A 16,080-nucleotide genomic window follows, 5' to 3' on the forward strand; every position below is an offset into this window, starting at 1 on the left:
GCTTTCCCTGCCGCGGCCGGGGTTTCACCCTTACGTGGTCAGGCGGGCGCCCACGGCCGCACTTCCTCCAGCAGCTTCGCGACGGCCAGCACGAGGTCGTCCGAGTGCCGCGGCCCGACGATCTGCAAGCCGACCGGCAAGCCCGCCGACGTCTTCCCGGCCGGCACGCTGATCGCGGGCTGCTGGGTCATGTTGAACGGGTACGTGAACGGCGTCCACTCCGGCCACTCGCTCAGCCCGCTGCCCGGCGGCACGTTGTGGCCCGCCTCGAACGCGGGGATCGGGACGGTCGGCGTGATCAGCACGTCGTAGCGCGTGTGGAATTCGCCCATCAGGATGCCCAGCGCGGCGCGCTCGGCGGTCGCGTCGAGGTAGTCGCTCGCCGACCACGTCTTGCCGAGCTCCCAGACCTTGCGCAGGCCGGGATCGGTGCGGTCCTCGGACCCCGGCGGGAAGCTGTCGAGCAGCTTCGCCGCGCCGGAGGACCACAGCACGTCGAACGCCGGCTTCGGGTCGGCGAACCCGGGGTCGGTCTCTTCGACGTGCAGCCCGGCGTCGCCGAGCGCGCGCACGGCCGCCGCGATGATCGCGGCCACCTCCGGGTCGACGTCGACGTAGCCGAGCGTCGGCGAGAACGCGGCGATCAGGCCCCGCACGTCCCGCCGGACCGCCTCGCGGAACGACGTCACCGGCGGCGCCAGCGCGGCCGGGTCGCGGTGGTCGGGGATCGACAGCACGTCCATCAGCAGCGCGGTGTCGTCGACCGACCGCGCCATCGGGCCGGCGTGCGACAGCGGCCCGAACGGGCTCGCCGGGTACAGCGCGATCCGGCCGTGGGTCGGCTTCAGCCCGACGATCCCGCAGAACGACGCCGGGATCCGCACCGAGCCACCGCCATCCGTGCCGACGGACAGCTCACCCATCCCGGCGGCGACCGCCGCGGCGCTGCCGCCGCTGGAGCCGCCCGAGGTCTTCGTCGGGTCGGCCGGGTTGCGCGTGATGCCCTGCAGCGGGCTGTCGGTGACGCCCTTCCAGGCGATCTCCGGCGTGGTCGTCTTGCCCAGCAAGACGAGGCCGGCCTCACGCATCCGCGCCGCGACCGGGCTGTCGACGTCCCACGGCTGGTCCGGGTCGATGCTCTTCGAGCCCCGGACGGTCGGCCAGCCCTGCGTCAGGAACATGTCCTTGATCGAGGACGGCACGCCGTCGAGCAGGCCGATCGGGTTGCCGTCGCGCCAGCGGATCTCGGACGCCTTGGCCTGTTCCAGCGCCCCGTCGGCGTCGACGAGGGTGTAGGCGTTGCACTCACCGTCCCGGGCCTCGATGGCCTGCAGCGCGTTCTGCGTCGCCTCGACCGGTGAGAGCTCACCGCTCGAGTAGGCGGCGACGAGCTCGCTGGCGGTCAGCATCCTGTCGTTCATCCGGCTCCCTGGTTCCCCGACGGCACGTACCCGAGCGTCTTGTCGACGACGTTGCGCAGCGGCTCCCCAGCGCGCCAGCGGCGGAAGTTCTCAGCGAACACCTCGACCAACGTGGTGCGCCAGCCGATGAAGTCCCCGGACATGTGCGGCGAGAGCAGCACGTCCGGCATGGTCCATAGTGGACTCTCGGGCGGCAGCGGCTCGGTGTCGAACACGTCGAGCGCAGCTCCGGCGATGGCACGCTCCGTCAGCGTGGCGACCAGGTCGGACGTGACCACCAGCTCGCCCCGCCCGACGTTCACGAACCGCGCGGACGGCTTCATCGCGGCGAACGCGCGCGCGTCGAACATTCCCTTGGTGTTCTCGGTCAGCGGCGCGACCGCGACAACGTAGTCGGCCTCGGGCAGGTACTCGGTGAGCTGCGCGGAGTCGTGCACGACACCGAAGTCGGGGTCACCGGTCCGGGCCCGGCGCCCAGCGCCGCTCACCCGCATCCCGGCCGCGCGCAGCAGCCGCGCGATGGCCCGCCCGATCGGTCCGGTGCCGACGACCACCGCCGTGCGCCCGGCGATCCGCTCGCTCTCGCGGTGCAGCCAGCGGCCCTCGCGCTGCAGGTCGTGCGAGCGCGCGAAGTCCTTGGCGAAGGTGAGCACGACGCCCAGCACGTACTCCGCGATGGCGTCGTCGAAGACGCCCCGCGAGTTGGTCAGGACGACGTCGCTCTCCACGAGCCCCGGGAACAGCACCGGGTCGACGCCGGCGCTGGCGATATGCAGCCAGCGCAGCCGGTCGGCCGCGTACCAGGCGCCCGGCACGGCCGTCGAGAGGAAGTCGTAGACGAACAGCGCGTCCGCTCCGGACAGCGCTTCGGACAATCCCGCCGCATCCGTGTAACGCACGACCGCCCCGGATTCGACTGCACGCATGTCCGGTGGGCGGTGCTCGCCGCAGAGCACGGCCAGGACGGGAGTTTCCCGGTTTTCCGAGGCGATCACGTTGACACGGTAAAAGCGGCTCGTATGATTGTCAACAATCCGAGGAACGACCCCCGGAGCACCGGACGTGTCATCAAGTTCAGACGTATTCCGGAGGCTGAGCCTTGGATTTCGACTTCCTGGCGTTCGAAGGCCCGCTGGCGCAGCGCGGCATCGGGGTGATCGCTCCCTTTGACCTCGCCCTCGAGCGCGAGCTCTGGCGCTGGGTACCGATGGAGGTGTCGCTGCACCTCGCCCGCACGCCGTACGAGCCCGTGCCGGTCAGCATGGAGATGGCGCGCCTCGTCAGTGACAGCCACCACCTGGCCAGTGCCACCCGCGACGTGCTGCACGTCGAGCCCGAGGTCGTCGCCTACCTCTGCACGTCGGGCAGCTTCGTCAACGGCGTCGACTACGAACGCTCGCTGACCAAGGCGATCTGCGACGCCGGCGCGCCAGACGCCGTCACCACCTCGGGCGCGCTGGCCGAGGTGCTGCACCAGCTCGACCTGCACCGCGTCTCGGTGCTCACGCCGTACGACGCCGACCTGACCCGGGCACTGCACGACTTCCTCGGGGAGCTGAACGTCGAGACCGTCGCCAGCGACCACCTCGGGCTGGGCGGCGGGATCTGGAAGGTCAGCTACCGGACCATCGCCGAGCACATCCTCGCCGCCGATCACGGCGACGCCGAGGCGATCTTCGTCAGCTGCACCAACCTCCCCACCTACGACCTGATCGAGCCGCTCGAGACCGCGCTCGGCAAACCGGTGCTCACGGCCAACCAGCTGACCATGTGGGCCTGCCTGCGCCGCATGAACCTCCCCATCGTCGGCCCGGGGAAGTGGCTTCGTGACGTGTCGTGAAGGGTTTCCTTGACCATCCCTCTAGGATTGTCGACAATTTGCGTCTCTCCGGAGGTTCCGTGACCACCATCGGCTTCATCTACCCCGACCACGCGGCCGAAGACGACTACCCGCTCGCCGAGCAGCTGCTCGGCGGGACGGCCGCCGCCGAAGGCGGCATCCGGCTCGCGGTCGAGCACATCTACGGCACCGACAAGCACGCGGTCGCCGAGTTGCTGGACCTCGGCAGCGAGACCCGCCTCGCCGACGGTGCCGCCCTGCTCAAGAAGCACGAGCCCGACGCCGTCATCTGGGCCTGCACCAGCGGCAGCTTCGTCTACGGCTGGGACGGCGCCCAAGACCAGATCGACCGGCTGAGAACCGTCGCCGGCGTGCCCGCCTCCAGTACCTCCTTCGCGTTCGTGCACGCCGCGCGCGCCCTCGGCGTCAAGCGGGTCGCCGTCGCCGCCAGCTACCCGGACGACATCGCCCGGCTGTTCGCGGACTTCCTCGAGGCCGGCGGCATCGAGGTCGTCTCGATGGCCGCCGCCGACATCGTCACCGCGGCCGAGGTCGGCGCGCTGCCACCGGAGGCCGTCGTCGAGCTCGCCGTGCGCCACGACCACCCGGACGCCGACGCGGTGCTGGTACCGGACACCGCGATGCGAACCCTCCAGGAGATCAACACCCTCGAAGCCGCCCTGAGGAAGCCCGTGCTGACCGCCAACCAGGTCACCGTCTGGGAAGGCCTGCGCCTGACCGGGCGGCACCGCCTCGTCCGCTCCCTAGGCGCGCTCTTCCGGCATGTCCCGGACCGGAGCGCCTGACATGGCGCTCCCACCGGGCATGCTCCCCGCGATCGAGCCGGTCAGCCGCGAGTCGACGGCCGCCGTCATCGCGCGCCAGCTGCGTGACGCGATCATGACCGGCACCCTGCCGCCGGGCACCCAGCTCGGCGAGACCGACCTGGCCGCCCGGTTCCAGGTGTCACGGGGGCCGCTCCGGGAAGCCATGCAGCATCTCGTGTCCGAAGGGCTGTTGCGCAGTGAACGGCACCGCGGGCTGTTCGTGATCGACCTCGAGCCCGGCGACGTCTACGACATCTACGCCGCCCGCTCCGCCATCGAACGCGCCGCGATGCTGCGCGCCATCCGCGGCGGCGAACGCGACCGGATCGCGCAGGTGCTCGAGCGGACCGTCGTCGAGATGGCGGCCGCCGCGAGCGACGACGACCCGAGCGCGCTTTCGACGGCGGACCTGAAGTTCCACGAGGCCCTGATCAACGCCTCCGGCAGCAAGCGGCTCGTCCGGATGGCCCGGACCCTGCTCATCGAGACCCGGATGTGCCTGACCGCGCTCCAGGGCACCTACCAGCGGGTCGAAGAGCGCGTGGACGAGCACACGAAGCTCATCCAGGCCCTCCGCGAGGGCGACGAGGAGACGGCGCTCGCCCTCTTGGACGCGCACATGGAGGACGCGGTGCAGCGCCTCGCACCGGGCACCAGCCTCGTGGAAGGACACGCCCCACCGGTGCCCTGACGCTCGGCCGAGCACCCGCGTCGCCGGCCCGATCACGCGGCTTCCCCGCGCTCGCAACGAGGACGCCCGTGATCGGAGAGCCGACACGTGTGATCGCAGGCGCGACACGCGTGATCGGAGCGTCGGCACGCGTGAGCGCAACGTCGACACGGGTATCAGTGGGGTCGGCTCGCGCACCCGGACGGGCGGCAGGCGTACCTGGACGGACCGCACGGGGACCGGGAAACAGCCGACCGGCAACGCGCACTCGCAGTCAGCGGACATGGCGGACCCCCAGGACCGGCTGGCCGCCGCGGCCGTCGCGGAAGTCGGGCGACCAGGGCCAGCGGCCCCGGTCGTCCGCGTGGACCAGTTGCAGCGCCCGGATTTCCGGCCCGTACAACGCGACCGCGAACACCAGGTGCGCCGACGGCTCGGCGAGCGGGACGACCTCGATCAGCGGGCCACCTCGCAGCGGGATGCGTTCACCGGGCTCGGGTGGTGCCGCGTGCAGCGCATGGCTCGCCATGTCGTTGAGCAGGTTTGCCGCTACCCGCAACGGAAGCCCGGTGGCGACCAGCTCGGGCAGGCCGTACCCGCTGAGCCCGATCGTGTAGGCCCACGGCGGGTACGGCCCGGCGCTTTCCACGCCCTGCACGAGCCAGCCCCGGTCGGCCACGCCATCGCGAAGCCGTTCCAGGTACCCGGATCTGTCCGGGTCTTCGCACTGCTGACACATCGGTGTCTCCTCCCCCTCGGTGGACTGGGGACCACCGTGCCGGAGGGCACCGACAAAACTCAGCCCAGTGCTTCGGCCACTGCCGTGCCGAGCCGTTCTGTGGTATCGCTGCCGCCGAGGTCCGGCGTGCGCACCCGGCCCTCGTCGAGCACCCGGTCCACCGCGGCGCGGATTGCTTGCGCGGCAACGGTTTCGCCCAGGTGTTCGACCAGCATCGCGGCCGCCAGGATCTGTGCCACGGGGTTGGCAATGCCTTGCCCGGCGATGTCCGGAGCGCTCCCGTGGACCGCCTCGAACATCGACGGGGATTCACCCGATGGGTTGATGTTGCCGGACGGTGCCATGCCAAGGCCGCCCGTGATCGCGGCCGCGAGGTCGCTCAGGATGTCGCCGAAGAGGTTCGACCCCACGATGACGTCGAGCCGGTCCGGTGCCTGGACCATGCGCGCGGCCAAGGCATCCACGTGCATCTGTTCACTGTGGACGTCCGGGTACTCGGCCGCGACCTCGGCGAAGATCTCGTCCCAGAACGGCATCGAGTGGATGAGCCCGTTGGACTTCGTCGCCGAGCAGACGCGCGAAGACCGCGTCCGCGCGAGCTCGAAGGCGTACCGGATGATCCGTTCGACGCCGACGCGGGTGAACACCGACTCCTGCAGCACGAACTCGTCCGGCCGGCCGGCGTTGTGCCGGCCGCCGATCGCGGAGTACTCCCCTTCGGAGTTCTCCCGGACGATCACCAGCTCCAGCTCCTCGGCCTTCCGCCCGGCCAGCACCGACGTCGTGCCCGGCAGCAGCCGCACCGGGCGCAGGTTGACGTACTGGGAGAACGCGCGCCGCAGCGGGATCAGCAGGCCCCACAGGGAAACGTGGTCCGGGACGCCGGGGAAGCCGACCGCGCCGAGCAGGATCCCGTCGAACGCCGAGAGCTGCGCGACGCCGTCGTCCGGCATCATCGACCCGAGCTGGGCGTACCGCTCGCAGCTCCAGTCAAACTCGGTCCACTCCAGGGAAAAGCCGAACTTCGAAGAAGCGGCGTCGAGGACTTTGCGGGCCTCGACGGTGACGTCCACGCCGATGCCGTCGCCGGGGATGCTCGCGATGCGGTAGGAGCTCACAGGGCCACCGCGATGTACTTGGTCTCCAGGAACTCTTCGATGCCGAACGAGCCGCCCTCGCGGCCGAGCCCGGACGCCTTGATCCCGCCGAACGGCGCCGCCGGGTTCGACACGATGCCCTGGTTCAGCCCGATCATCCCGGCTTCTAGCGCCTCGGAGACCCGCAGCGCCCGCTTGAGATCGCTGGTGTAGACGTAGGAGACGAGCCCGAACTCGGTGTCGTTCGCCTTCGCCACCACTTCTTCTTCGGTGTCGAACGCGGAGATCGGCGCGACCGGCCCGAAGATCTCTTCGTGCGTCAGACGCGCTTCCTGCGGGACGTCGGTGAGCACGGTCGCCTGGTAGAAGTGGCCCGGACCGTCTACGCCGGCGCCGCCGGTGAGCACCTTCGCGCCGCGGTCGGTGGCGTCCTTGACCAGCTCGGTCACCTTGGCGACGGCGGCCTCGTCGATCAGCGGGCCGACGACGACGTCCTTCTCGGTGCCGCGGCCCATCGGCAGGGCCTGCATGCGCTCGGTCAGCCGTCGCGAGAACTCTTCGACGACGCCGCGCTGCACGTAGAACCGGTTCGCCGCGGTGCACGCCTCGCCGATGTTGCGCATCTTCGCGAGCATCGCGCCTTCGATGGCCGCGTCCATGTCGGCGTCCTCGAAGACCAGGAACGGCGCGTTGCCGCCCAGCTCCATCGACGTCCGCAGCACCTTGTCGGCGCACTGTTCGAGGAGCTTCCGGCCGACGCCGGTGGAGCCGGTGAAGGACAGCTTGCGGGCGCGGCCGTCGCGGATCAGCGGCTCCATCACGCCGCCGGAGTCGCTGGTCGTGACGACGTTGAGGACGCCGGCGGGCAGCCCGGCCTCCGCGAGGATGCCGGCCAGCGCGAGCATCGACAGCGGCGTCTGCGCGGCGGGCTTGATCACCGACGTGCAGCCCGCGGCGATCGCCGGGCCGATCTTGCGGGTGCCCATCGCCATCGGGAAGTTCCACGGCGTGATCAGCAGCGTCGGGCCGACCGGCTGCTTGGTGATGAGGAAGCGGCCGGTGCCGTTGGGCGCGGTCGCGTAGCCGCCCCCGATCCGGACGGCCTCCTCGGCGAACCAGCGGAAGAACTCGGCGGCGTAGGCGATCTCGCCCTTCGACTCCGCCAGCGGTTTGCCCATCTCGAGCGTCATGAGCAGGGCGAGCTCGTCCTGGCGCGCCATCAGCAGCTCGTACGCCCGGCGCAGGATCTCGCCGCGTTCGCGGGGCGCCATCTTCGCGAAGTCCGCCTGCGCGGCGACGGCGGCGTCCAGGGCGGCGACGCCGTCCGCCGGGGAGGCGTCGGCGACCTGGCACAGCTCCCGGCCGGTCGCCGGATCCACGACCGGGAAGGACTTCCCGGCCTCGGCGGCGACCCACTTGCCGCCGATGAACAGTTCCTTGCCGACCGCGTCGACGACGCCGGACTCGGTGCTCACGCTCATCCCGACTGCTCCTCACGTGTTGTCCCGAGGGCCATGCTATGGATATTGTCAACAATCGACAACCCACTCAGACCGACCAAGGAGCACGCTGCCATGGCCCAGCTATCTCCGCTGCTCAAGCAGGCAACGCCCGTCGTGGTCGACCACGGTGAAGGGGTTTACCTCTACGACGTCGACGGCAACCGGCACCTCGACTTCACCGCCGGGATCGGCGTCACGAGCACCGGGCACTGCCACCCGCACGTCGTACGAGCAGCGCAGGAGCAGATCGGCAAGCTCGTCCACGGGCAGTACACGACGGTGATGCACCAGCCGCTGCTCGAACTGACCAAGCGCCTCGGCGACGTCCTGCCGAGTGGCCTCGACTCGCTCTTCTACGCGAACTCCGGCAGCGAAGCCGTCGAAGCCGCTTTGCGGCTCTCGCGGCAGGCGACGAAGCGCCCGAACGTCATCGTCATGCAGGGCGGCTTCCACGGCCGGACCGTCGCGGCGGCGTCGATGACGACGTCCGGGACGCGGTTCAGCGCCGGCATCGGCCCGCTGATGGCCGGCGTGCACGTCGCGCCGTTCCCCTACGCCTTCCACTACGGCTGGGACGAGCAGACCGCGACGAAGTTCGCGCTGCGCGAGCTGGACTTCCTGTTCCAGACGGTCAGCGCGCCCAACGAGACCGCCGCGATCTTCGTCGAGCCGGTGCTCGGCGAGGGCGGCTACGTCCCGGCGAACACCGAGTTCATGGCGGGACTGCGCGAGCGCGCCGACCGGCACGGGATCCTGCTGGTCGTCGACGAGATCCAGACCGGCTTCGGCCGCACCGGGAAGTTCTGGGGGCACGACCACTTCGACGTCTCCCCCGACATCGTGCTCATCGCGAAGGGCCTGGCGAGCGGCTTCCCGCTCTCCGGCATCGCCGCTTCGCAGGAGCTGATGGCGAAGGCGCTCCCGGGCTCGCAGGGCGGGACGTACGGCGGCAACGCCGTTTCGTGCGCCGCCGCGATCGCGACGCTCGAGGTGATCCAGCAGGAGAACCTGGTGGAGAACGCCGCGACGCGCGGGCGGCAGCTGCTCGACGGCGCGCGGCTCGTCGCGGACAAGACGCCGGCGATCGGCGAGGTGCGCGGGCTCGGGCTGCTGGTCGGCTCGGAGTTCACGACCGCCGACGGCGAGCCGGACCCGGCGACCGCGGCGGCCGCGCAGCAGGCCGCGGCCAAGAACAACCTGCTGCTGCTCACCTGCGGGCCCTACATGAACGTGGTCCGGATGGTGCCGCCGCTGGTGGTCACCGCCGAGCAGGTCGACGACGCGCTGCGCATCTGGGGCGAGGTCGTCGCGTCCGTCACGGGGAGCTGAGGATGGCCCGGTACGTCACGATCACCCTCGACAAACGCGGGATCGCCTGCCGGGCCCGGCTGCTGGACGACGAGGCGCCGCGCACCTGCAAGGCGGTGTGGGACGCGTTGCCGCAGAGTGGTTCCGCCTACCACGCGAAGTACGCGCGCAACGAGGTCTACACGCTCGTGCCACCGTTCGCGGAGCCGAAGCCGGGGCGGGAGAACCCGACGATCACGCCGATCCCCGGGGACGTCCTGTACTTCGGCTTCGAAGCGTGGGAGATCGGCAACCCCGCGTACGGCTACGACGACGGCAGCGAGGCCCACAGCGACCAGGGTGCGACCGACCTCGCGATCTTCTACGGGCGGAACAACCTGCTGATCAACGGCGACGCGGGCTGGGTGCCGGGCAACGTGTTCGCCACGATCGAGGAGGGCCTGGCCGAGATGGCGGCCGCCGCTCAGGACCTCTGGCTACGGGGTGTCGAAGGCGAGACGCTCTCGTTCGCGCGGGCCTGAAACCCTTACCCGCCAAGGGGACGCCGGGTGCGAATACCGCACCCGGCGTTCCCCTTTTCACGCCTTCCGCCACTCGAAAGGGTGATCGTCGGAGTTTCACCTTTCGTGGCCGGTGATCACCAGATCGAGCTACGTGACAGCCCAGGTTGCCGGATCAAGCCCGGCATCACCGACAGTGATGATCGGTCCAGTTGCTACCCAGAGTGGTTGACCGCCGACCAGGGCACCCCGGCCTCAAACACGAAGGGATTACGTGTTTAGCATGGGAAGATTCCGCGACGGCGGGATTCCCGGAATTCGCCTCTTTGACAGGTCGCCAGCACGGTGAAAACCTGATTCAGCTCCTCGCGAGAGCAACTCCAGGGAATCAGGAATCATTCATTAAGGAGCCTTTCCATGCAGATGTTCGCCCAGCACGCGCACCACGCCCACGACATCCTCACGGGCGTTCTCGCGCACCTGGCGCACGTCCTCGGCTGGCTGGTCTGACCTAGGTGACCGAACGGCCCGGTCGCGGGAAACCGCGGCCGGGCCGTTTCACGCGATCGCGGACAACCGCGCGAAATCGTCGTCGGAAAGCTCGATTTCCGACGCGCTGCAATTCTCGTCGAGGTGTTCGGACGACGACGTCCCGGGAATCGGGATGACGACCGGGGACCGGCGCAGCAGCCAGGCGAGGGACACCTGAGCGGGTGTCGCGCCGAGATCGGCCGCGACCTTACCGAGCACCCCGCCGGCCGTCGCGTGCCCACCGTTCGCGATCGGCAGCCACGGGATGAACGCGATCCCTTCGCGCGTGCAGTGGTCGAGGACGTCGTCGGACGCCCGGTCGGTCAGGTTGTAGCGGTTCTGCACGCTCGCGATGGGCGCGACGGTCCGGGCTTCTTCGAGCTGCGCGACGCTGACCTCGGACAGCCCGATCCGCGCGACCTTGCCCTCCTCCCGCAATCGCGCGAGCGCGCCGACCTGGTCCGCGAGCGGCACCTGCGGGTCGAGCCGGTGCAGCTGCAGCAGGTCCAGGCGGTCGACGCGCAGGCGTCGCAGCGAGAGCTCCGCCTGTTGCCGGAGGTACTCGGGCCGGCCGAGCGGGACCCACTCGCCGCGGCTCGGGCGCGCGTGTCCGCACTTCGTCGCCACGAGCAGCCCCGGGTACGGGTGGAGCGCCTCGGCGAGCAGCTCCTCGTTCCGCCCCAGGTCGTAGGCGTCGGCGGTGTCGAAGAACGTCACGCCGAGCTCCGCCGCCCGGCGCGCGACCGCCGCGGCCCCGGCCGGCACGTGGTCCCACCCGGTCAGCCGCATGGCGCCGAAACCCAGGCGCCGCACGGAAAAGCCGTCGTCGAAGGTGTACGTCGATGTCATGCCGGAAGCCTCGCCCCGCCGGCCGTCACCCACCAGAGATTTAGACTGAGCTAAATTCTGACCCGCCCGCCAAATGTGAAACATCTTCATAGCGGCGTACTGGCGGTACGTACTACGCTGCGGTAACCACAGCAACGGCGCGGAGGAGAGACTCTCGATGGGCGACGTGGCGGCACAGCTGGCCGAGATCGTCGGGGACAAGAACCTGCTCACGGGCGAGGCGATCTCCGAGGACTACGCGCACGACGAAGCGCTGACGGCGGAGCCGCAGAAACCCGCGTACGTCGCGAAGCCGGCAACGGCCGAAGAAGTCGCGGAGCTGCTGAAGGCGGCTACAGAGCACAGCATCCCGGTGACCGCACGCGGCTCCGGCAGCGGACTGTCCGGCGCCGCGCGGCCGCGCGAGGACGGCCTCGTCATCTCCTTCGAGCGGATGAACTCCGTGCTCGAGATCGACACCGGCAACCACGTCGCCGTCGTGCAGCCCGGGGTCACGCTCGCCGAACTCGACGTCAAGACGGCCGAAGCCGGGCTCAGCTACACCGTCTACCCCGGCGAGCTGAGTGCGAGCGTCGGCGGGAACGTCGGCACCAACGCCGGCGGGATGCGCGCGGTGAAGTACGGCGTCACCCGCAACAACGTCCTCGGCCTGCAGGCCGTGCTGCCGACCGGCGAGATCCTCCGCACCGGCGGCAAGACGTCGAAGGTGTCGACCGGCTACGACCTCACCCAGCTGATCATCGGCTCCGAGGGCACCCTCGCACTGGCCACCGAGGTCATCGTCAAGCTGCACCCGCGGCTGACGCACGGCGCCACCGTGCTCGCGCCGTTCGGCAACTTCGACCAGGTCATGGCCGCCGTGCCGGAGATCCTCTCCAGCGGGCTCGCGCCGCACATCCTCGAATACATCGACAACCTGACGATGGCTGCGATCGTCTACAACGAGAAGCTCGAGCTCGGCGTACCGGACAAGATCCGCGAAACGACCGAGGCGTACCTCGTCGTCGCGCTGGAGAACCGCGAAGCGCAGCGCCTGGAGCAGGACGTCGAGACCGTCGGCGAGCTGCTCGGCGAGCTCGGCGCGACCGACGTCTACGTCCTCGACGGCGGCGCCGCGCGCAAGCTCATCGAAGCGCGCGAGAAGGCCTTCTGGACCGCGAAGGCGGCCGGCGCGGACGACGTCATCGACGTCGTCGTGCCGCGCACCGCGATGCCGGAGTTCATCAAGAAGGCGCGGGAGCTCGCGATGGCCGCGGGCGGCGGCGCGATCGGCTGCGGGCACGCCGGCGACGGCAACGTGCACCTCGGGATCTTCTGCAAAGACACCGGCAAGCGGAAGCAGCTGCTCACCGACGTCTTCGCGCACGCCATGGAGCTGGGCGGCGCGATCTCCGGCGAGCACGGCCTCGGCCGCACCAAGGCCGGCTACTACCAGGAACTCGAAGACCCGGCGAAGATCGCGTTGATGCGCCGGATCAAGCAGAGCTTCGACCCCGCCGGGATCCTCAACCCCGGCGTTCTCTTCACCGAAGGAACCGCATGAGCGAGCTGAACGGCGCCCAGTCCCTGATCCGCACCCTGGTCGACGCCGACGTCGAAGTGTGCTTCGCGAACCCCGGCACGTCGGAGATGCACTTCGTCGCCGCGTTGGACACCGTCCCGGAGATGCGGGGCGTGCTCGCGCTGTTCGAGGGCGTCGTCACCGGTGCCGCCGACGGTTACGCGCGCATCGCCGGCAAGCCCGCCGCGACGCTGCTGCACCTCGGCCCGGGCCTCGGCAACGGCCTGGCGAACCTGCACAACGCGCGCCGCGCGAACACGCCGATCGTCAACGTCGTCGGCGACCACGCGACCTACCACAAGCAGTACGACGCGCCGCTCGAGTCGGACATCGAGTCCATCGCGAGCTCGCTCGAAGGCTGGGTGCGCCGCTCGGAGCACACCAAGGACGTCGGGGCGGACGCCGCCGCCGCGGTCGCCGCGGCGCAGGACGCGCCCGGCCGCGTCGCCACGCTGATCCTCCCCGCGGACGCTTCGTGGGGCGAAGGCGGCGAGACGTGCGCGCCGATCCCGCCGCGCGTGCCGCAGGCGGTGGACGCGACCACGGTGAAAGACGTCGCCGCGGTGTTCGGCACCGGCGAACCAGTCGCGCTGCTGATCGGCGGCGCCGCGTGCCACGAAGAGGGGCTCCGCGCGGCCAGCCGGATCGCGGCCGCGACCGGCGCGAAGGCGTTCGTCGAGACGTTCCCCTCCCGGCTCGAGCGCGGCGAGGGACTGCCGACGATCGAGCGGCTCGGGTACCTCGCCGAGCAGGTCACCTACCAGCTCGACGGGATCAAGCACATCGTCGTCGCCGGCACGAAGGCGCCGGTGTCGTTCTTCGCCTACCCGGGCAAGCCGAGCGACCTGGTGCCGGAAGGTGCCCAGGTGCACACGCTTGCGTCGCTCGGACAGGACGTCACGCGCGCGCTGACCGACGTCGCCGACCTCGTCGCCGCGGACACCGAACCGGTGCTGCAGCAGGCGTCCCGGCCCGCGCTGCCGAGCGGCCCGCTGACCCCGCAGAACTGGGTCGACGTCATCGGCGCGCTGCTGCCGGAGAACGCGATCATCGCCGACGAGGCGAACACGTCCGGCCTGATGCTGCCGACGGCGACGGCGGGCGCGCCGCGCCACGACGTCCTGACGCTGACCGGCGGCGCGATCGGCTACGGCATGCCGGTGGCGACCGGTGCGGCCGTGGCGGCGCCGGACCGTCCCGTGCTCAACCTGCAGTCCGACGGCAGCGCGCTCTACACGATCTCCGCGCTGTGGACGCAGGCGCGCGAAAACCTGAACGTGACGACGGTGCTGCTCAACAACCGCGCGTACGCGATCCTGCGGCTGGAGCTGCAGCGCGTCGGGGCGCAGGGCGGCCCGAAGGCGAACGAGCTGCTCGACCTTTCGCGGCCGGACATGGACTTCGTGAAGATCGCGGAGGGCATGGGCGTGCCCGCGACCCGCGCGACGACCGCCGAGGAGCTCGCCGAGCAGCTGCAGCGCGCGTTCGCCGAACCCGGGCCGCACCTTATCGACGCCGCGGTGCCGCCGTTGCTCTGAACCGGGCTATCCTCGCCGTCGAACCGACGGCGAGGAGCGGCGATGACCGACCAGCACGCGCAGCGTGGCATCGATCTCGAGCGCCCGAACGCGGCACGCGTGTACGACTACATGATCGGCGGCAAGCTCAACTACGCCGTCGACCGGATGTTCGCCGACCAGATCCTGGGCGTGCTGCCGAACGCGCGGCACATGGCGGTGGTCAACCGGGCGTGGCTGCGCCGGGCCGTGCGGTTCGGCGCGGAACAGGGCATCCGGCAGTTCCTCGACATCGGGTCGGGCATGCCGACGGTCGGGCACGTGCACGAGGTCGTCCAGGGGATCGACCCGGAGTCACAGGTCGTGTACGTCGACAACGAGCCGATCGCCGTCGCGCACAGCGAGATCGTGCTGGAGGGCAACGACAACGCGGCCATGGTGCAGGCCGACGCCGAATACGTGGACGACGTGCTGGAGCACCCGACGACCGAGTCGATGCTGGACTTCGACCAGCCGGTGATGATCATCATGGCCGCGTTCGTGCACTTCATCCCCGACTCCCGCGATCCGGCCGGCCTGATCGCGCAGTACTTCGACGCGTTCCCGCCGGGCAGCTACCTGGCGTTGTCGTCGGGCACGTGGGAAGGCCAGGGCGAGGAGTCGCAGCGCTCGGTCGCGCTGTACGAGAAGAGCGGCACGCCGCTGACCCTGCGCTCCCCCGACGAGATGCGCGCGCTGGTGAACGGGTTCGAAATCCTGCCGCCGGGTGTCGTGTTCACGCCGGAGTGGCGCCCGGACGGGCCGCTCGAAGACCCGCCCGCGCTGTCCGGCGGTCTGTCGCTGGTGGCGCGCAAGGCCTGACGCGGGCCGGGCTATTCTCGCGTCACACCTGAGCCCGGGAGCGGCGGATGACCGAAGACGAACTCGCTAGGCGCGGCATCGACCTCGACAAGCCGAACGCCGCGCGTGTGTACGACTACATCCTCGGCGGCGAGCTGAACTACGCCGTCGACCGGATGTTCGCCGAGCAGGTGCTGACGGCGCAGCCGAACGCGCGGGAGCGCGCGCAGCTCAACCGGCAGTGGCTGCGCCGGGCGATCCGGTTCGGGATGGACCAGGGCATCCGGCAGTTCCTCGACATCGGTTCGGGCATGCCGACCGTGGGGCACGTGCACGAGGTGGCGCAGGCCGCCGACCCGACGTCCCGGGTCGTCTACGTGGACAACGAGCCGGTCGCGGTCGCGCACAGCGAGATCGTGCTGGAGGACAACGAGAACGCGGCGATGGTCTACGCCGACGCCGAGTTCCCGGACGACGTCCTCGAGCACGACACCACCGAGATGATGCTGGACCTGGACCAGCCGGTGATGGTGGTGATGGCGCTGTTCGTGCACTTCATCCCGGACGAGCGCGAACCCGCCCGGCTGCTCGCGGCCTACCGCGACGCGCTCGCGCCCGGCAGCTACCTGGCGCTGTCGTCGGCCACGCACGAGCGGCAGAGCGACGAGACCGCGCGCGCGGTGGCGATGTACAAGAAGAGCTCCAACCCGGTGATCCCGCGCTCGGCCGACGAGCTGCGAGCCCTGGTCGACGGCTTCGAGATCGTCGACCCCGGCGTCGTGTTCATCCCGCAGTGGCGCCCGGACGCCGCCGACGACATGCCGGAAGACCCGACGGAGTGCGGCGGGCTGGCGCTGGTGGCGCGCAAGAACTGACGG

Annotated in this window: 15 protein-coding genes; 9 read left to right on the forward strand and 6 right to left on the reverse strand. The window is 70.3% G+C overall.

Annotated features, from left to right (window positions below; all coding sequences use genetic code 11):
* Positions 1-38: 38 nt before the first annotated feature.
* Entirely contained in the window at positions 39-1,421 is a 1,383-nt protein-coding gene (locus MUY22_RS04285; protein WP_247057271.1) for an amidase, read from the reverse strand.
* Positions 1,418-2,416, reverse strand: a complete 999-nt coding sequence (locus MUY22_RS04290; protein WP_247057273.1) for a D-2-hydroxyacid dehydrogenase — start codon at positions 2,414-2,416, stop codon at positions 1,418-1,420. Before MUY22_RS04290 ends, MUY22_RS04285 begins: the two co-directional genes overlap by 4 nt.
* Positions 2,417-2,520: 104 nt before the next feature.
* On the opposite strand from MUY22_RS04290, the gene MUY22_RS04295 reads away from it, so the two are divergent.
* Genes MUY22_RS04295 through MUY22_RS04305 form a run of 3 tightly spaced genes read left to right on the forward strand, consistent with a single transcriptional unit; the run spans position 2,521 to position 4,779 of the window.
* A complete protein-coding gene (locus tag MUY22_RS04295; RefSeq protein ID WP_247057275.1) occupies positions 2,521-3,261 on the forward strand; it encodes an Asp/Glu/hydantoin racemase in 741 nt (246 codons plus the stop codon).
* 59 nt (positions 3,262-3,320) lie between these two features.
* A complete protein-coding gene (locus tag MUY22_RS04300) occupies positions 3,321-4,067 on the forward strand; it encodes a maleate cis-trans isomerase (RefSeq protein ID WP_247057277.1) in 747 nt (248 codons plus the stop codon).
* A gap of 1 nt (position 4,068) precedes the next feature.
* Positions 4,069-4,779 carry a GntR family transcriptional regulator gene (locus MUY22_RS04305; RefSeq protein ID WP_247057279.1) on the forward strand — a complete coding sequence of 237 codons (711 nt, stop codon included), beginning with the start codon at positions 4,069-4,071 and terminating at the stop codon, positions 4,777-4,779.
* A 253-nt stretch (positions 4,780-5,032) separates the two neighbouring features.
* Here the strand turns inward: MUY22_RS04305 and MUY22_RS04310 are convergent, their stop codons facing one another.
* The 3 genes from MUY22_RS04310 to MUY22_RS04320 are packed head-to-tail and all read right to left on the reverse strand — an operon-like array spanning position 5,033 to position 8,075.
* Positions 5,033-5,497 carry a DUF4262 domain-containing protein gene (locus tag MUY22_RS04310; RefSeq protein WP_247057281.1) on the reverse strand — a complete coding sequence of 155 codons (465 nt, stop codon included), beginning with the start codon at positions 5,495-5,497 and terminating at the stop codon, positions 5,033-5,035.
* 59 nt (positions 5,498-5,556) lie between these two features.
* A complete protein-coding gene (locus MUY22_RS04315; RefSeq protein WP_247057283.1) occupies positions 5,557-6,615 on the reverse strand; it encodes a tartrate dehydrogenase in 1,059 nt (352 codons plus the stop codon).
* Positions 6,612-8,075: an NAD-dependent succinate-semialdehyde dehydrogenase gene (locus MUY22_RS04320; RefSeq protein ID WP_247057285.1), complete on the reverse strand. Its 1,464-nt coding sequence runs from the start codon at positions 8,073-8,075 to the stop codon at positions 6,612-6,614. The genes MUY22_RS04315 and MUY22_RS04320 overlap by 4 nt, the downstream gene beginning before the upstream one ends.
* 93 nt (positions 8,076-8,168) lie before the next feature.
* Between MUY22_RS04320 and MUY22_RS04325 the strand changes: the two genes are divergently transcribed.
* Together MUY22_RS04325 and MUY22_RS04330 are read left to right on the forward strand one after the other, a co-directional pair.
* Positions 8,169-9,425, forward strand: coding sequence for an aspartate aminotransferase family protein (locus tag MUY22_RS04325; protein WP_247057287.1), 1,257 nt, complete (start codon positions 8,169-8,171; stop codon positions 9,423-9,425).
* A 2-nt stretch (positions 9,426-9,427) separates the two neighbouring features.
* Positions 9,428-9,925: a DUF3830 family protein gene (locus MUY22_RS04330; RefSeq protein WP_247057290.1), complete on the forward strand. Its 498-nt coding sequence runs from the start codon at positions 9,428-9,430 to the stop codon at positions 9,923-9,925.
* 537 nt (positions 9,926-10,462) lie between these two features.
* Here the strand turns inward: MUY22_RS04330 and MUY22_RS04335 are convergent.
* Entirely contained in the window at positions 10,463-11,284 is an 822-nt protein-coding gene (locus MUY22_RS04335) for an aldo/keto reductase (protein WP_247057292.1), read from the reverse strand.
* A gap of 157 nt (positions 11,285-11,441) precedes the next feature.
* Between MUY22_RS04335 and MUY22_RS04340 the strand changes: the two genes are divergently transcribed.
* Genes MUY22_RS04340 through MUY22_RS04355 form a run of 4 tightly spaced genes read left to right on the forward strand, consistent with a single transcriptional unit; the run spans position 11,442 to position 16,077 of the window.
* Positions 11,442-12,827, forward strand: coding sequence for an FAD-binding oxidoreductase (locus MUY22_RS04340; RefSeq protein ID WP_247057294.1), 1,386 nt, complete (start codon positions 11,442-11,444; stop codon positions 12,825-12,827).
* A complete protein-coding gene (locus tag MUY22_RS04345; RefSeq protein WP_247057296.1) occupies positions 12,824-14,383 on the forward strand; it encodes an acetolactate synthase large subunit in 1,560 nt (519 codons plus the stop codon). Before MUY22_RS04340 ends, MUY22_RS04345 begins: the two co-directional genes overlap by 4 nt.
* Before the next feature lie 42 nt (positions 14,384-14,425).
* The gene (locus tag MUY22_RS04350; RefSeq protein WP_247057298.1) at positions 14,426-15,223 is read left to right on the forward strand and encodes an SAM-dependent methyltransferase; all 798 of its coding nucleotides are present in this window, start codon (positions 14,426-14,428) and stop codon (positions 15,221-15,223) included.
* A gap of 47 nt (positions 15,224-15,270) precedes the next feature.
* On the forward strand, positions 15,271-16,077 hold the full coding sequence (locus MUY22_RS04355; protein ID WP_247057299.1) for an SAM-dependent methyltransferase: 807 nt from the start codon (positions 15,271-15,273) through the stop codon (positions 16,075-16,077).
* Positions 16,078-16,080 lie beyond the last annotated feature (3 nt).

Source organism: Amycolatopsis sp. WQ 127309 (genome assembly GCF_023023025.1).
Classification (GTDB): domain Bacteria; phylum Actinomycetota; class Actinomycetes; order Mycobacteriales; family Pseudonocardiaceae; genus Amycolatopsis.